Genomic DNA, 2,438 nt, shown 5'->3' on the forward strand with positions numbered 1-2,438 from the left:
TTGGAGACGTCTAAGGTATCGGTCAAGGAGAGCGGGCTCCACGGAAACCTACGAAGAACCTTTTTTTGTGGCTTCAGGTAACCGCAGTGCGAGGTGGGCTTCAGCCCACCGTCCGCACGCCCACGGTGGGCTAAAGCCCGCCCTGCGGTTTTCAGCCGATCAGGTGCTGCTGGTCCAGCCAGCGCTCGGCGTCCAGCGCGGCCATGCAGCCGAAACCGGCGGAAGTGATCGCCTGGCGATAGACGTGGTCGGCCACGTCGCCGGCGGCGAACACGCCCGGTACCGAGGTCGCCGTCGCCATGCCGCTGGTGCCGCTGCGGATCTTGATATAGCCGTCGTGCATTTCCAGCTGGCCTTCGAAAATGCCGGTATTGGGCGTATGGCCGATGGCCACGAAGAAGCCGGTCGCCTCGATATCGCGAGTCGCGCCGGAGTTGACGTCCTTCACCCGTACACCGGTCACGCCGGAGTCGTCGCCAAGCACTTCGTCGATGGTGCTGTTCCAGACCAGCTCGACCTTGCCGGCGGCGGCCTTCTCGAACAGCTTGTCCTGCATGATCTTCTCGGCGCGCAGTTTGTCGCGGCGGTGTACCAGGGTGACCTTGCGCGCGATGTTGGCGAGGTAAAGCGCTTCTTCAACAGCGGTATTGCCGCCACCAACGACCACAACGTCCTGCTCGCGGAAGAAGAAGCCGTCGCAGGTGGCGCAGGCGGACACGCCGCGGCCCTTGAACTTCTCCTCGCTGGCGATCCCCAGGTATTTGGCGGTGGCGCCGGTGGCGATGATCAGCGCGTCCGCCGTGTATTCGCCAGAGTCGCCCTTGAGGCGGAACGGACGCTGGTTGAGATCGACCACGTGGATGTGGTCGAAGATCATCTCGGTATGGAAGCGCTCGGCGTGCTCGGCCATGCGCTGCATGAGTGCCGGACCCTGCAGGCCTTCGACGTCGCCCGGCCAGTTGTCCACTTCCGTGGTCGTCATGAGCTGGCCACCCTGCTGCAGGCCGGTGACCAGCGTCGGCTTGAGGTTGGCGCGCGCGGCATACACCGCAGCGGTGTAGCCGGCGGGGCCCGAGCCGAGGATCAGCAGGCGGCTGTGTTTGGGGGTGCTCATCGTTATAATCCTTGGGTTTGCTGGCGGCTTTGATCGTTATTTGCCTCGACCGGGCGCGACATGGATGCTGCCGCGTCGCAGAGTCGGCGCCTGGAACCCGCAAGGATGGGGAAGGGCGACGGGCGATTCAAGCTACCGCTGACCGGTTTCCCACACTGTCGACGCGTTGCGCCGGCCCAACCCCACAGGATTGCTAACTGCCATGCGTATCGGTATTCCTTCCGAAACCAAGACCCTCGAAGGGCGCGTCGCCCTCGTTCCCGCCGCTGCCGCCGACCTGGTCCGGCGCGGCCACGAGGTGTTCATCCAGGCCGGTGCCGGCGAGAAGAGCGGCTTCTCCGACGAGGCCTACACCAAGGAAGGCATCACCGTCGTTCCCGACGCCGCTGCGCTGTATGAGAAGGGCGAGCTGATCGTCAAGGTCAAGGAGCCGATCGCCGGCGACCTGGCCCTGCTGAAGAAGCACCACCTGCTGTTCTGCTACCTGCACCTGGCCGCCGAGCCGGCGCTGACCAAGTCGCTGCTCGACATCGGCCTGACCGGCGTGGCGTTCGAGTCGGTCGAGGAGAATGGCGGCCTGCCGCTGCTGCTGCCGATGTCGGTGATCGCCGGGCGCATTGCCACCCAGATCGGCACCACGCTGCTGCACCGCCCGCAGGGCGGCAAGGGCAAGCTGCTCGGCGGCATGGCCTCCACGCCGCGCGGCAAGGTCGTGGTGCTGGGCGCCGGCGCCGCCGGTGGCAACGCCGCCGCGCTGGCCGCAGCCGCGGGCGCCAACGTGGTGGTGTTCGACAAGCGCCAGGACCGCCTCGCCGAAATGATGGCGATGGGCCCGAACGTGACCGCGCTGTATGCCTACGAGTCGTCGGTGGCGCAGGAAGTGCGCGACGCTGACCTGGTCGTCGGCGCCGTGCTGATCCCGAGCGCCAAGGCCCCGCGCGTGGTGACCGAGGACATGGTCAAGACCATGGAGAAGGGCTCGGTACTGGTCGACATCTCGATCGACCAGGGTGGCTGCTTCGAGACTTCCAGGCCGACCACCTGGAAGGAGCCGACCTACGACGTGCACGGCGTGACGCACTTCTGCGTGACCAACATGCCGGGCGCCGTGCCGCAGACCTCCTCGCTGGCGATCTCCGCGGCGATCCTGCCGTACGTGCAGCGGCTGGCTGCCGGCAACCAGTGGCGCGATCATGCCCCGCTGGCCGGTGGCATCAACGTCGACGGCGGCAAACTGGTGCATCCGGCCCTGCAGGGCGTGGTCTAAAGCCTCAGCGCTTCACGTTGAATCCCTCTCCCTCCGGGAGAGGGTGCCGACAGGCGG

General features: G+C 66.4%; 2 protein-coding genes. One reads left to right on the plus strand and one right to left on the minus strand.

Features of this window, described 5'->3' with window-relative positions:
- Positions 1–151 precede the first annotated feature (151 nt).
- A complete protein-coding gene (trxB, locus tag J7I44_RS02600; protein ID WP_209615249.1) occupies positions 152–1,114 on the minus strand; it encodes a thioredoxin-disulfide reductase in 963 nt (320 codons plus the stop codon).
- A gap of 202 nt (positions 1,115–1,316) precedes the next feature.
- On the opposite strand from trxB, the gene ald reads away from it, so the two are divergent.
- Entirely contained in the window at positions 1,317–2,381 is a 1,065-nt protein-coding gene (ald, locus tag J7I44_RS02605; RefSeq protein WP_209615252.1) for an alanine dehydrogenase, read from the plus strand.
- Positions 2,382–2,438: the final 57 nt, after the last annotated feature.

The sequence above is a fragment of the Frateuria flava genome (genome assembly GCF_017837635.1).
GTDB lineage: Bacteria > Pseudomonadota > Gammaproteobacteria > Xanthomonadales > Rhodanobacteraceae > Frateuria_A > Frateuria_A flava.

Coding starts and splice junctions, on each gene's coding strand:
- trxB (WP_209615249.1), bottom strand. CDS start 1,114: ATGAGCACCCCCAAACACAGCCGCCTGCTGATCCTCGGCTCGGGCCCC.
- ald (WP_209615252.1), top strand. CDS start 1,317: ATGCGTATCGGTATTCCTTCCGAAACCAAGACCCTCGAAGGGCGCGTC.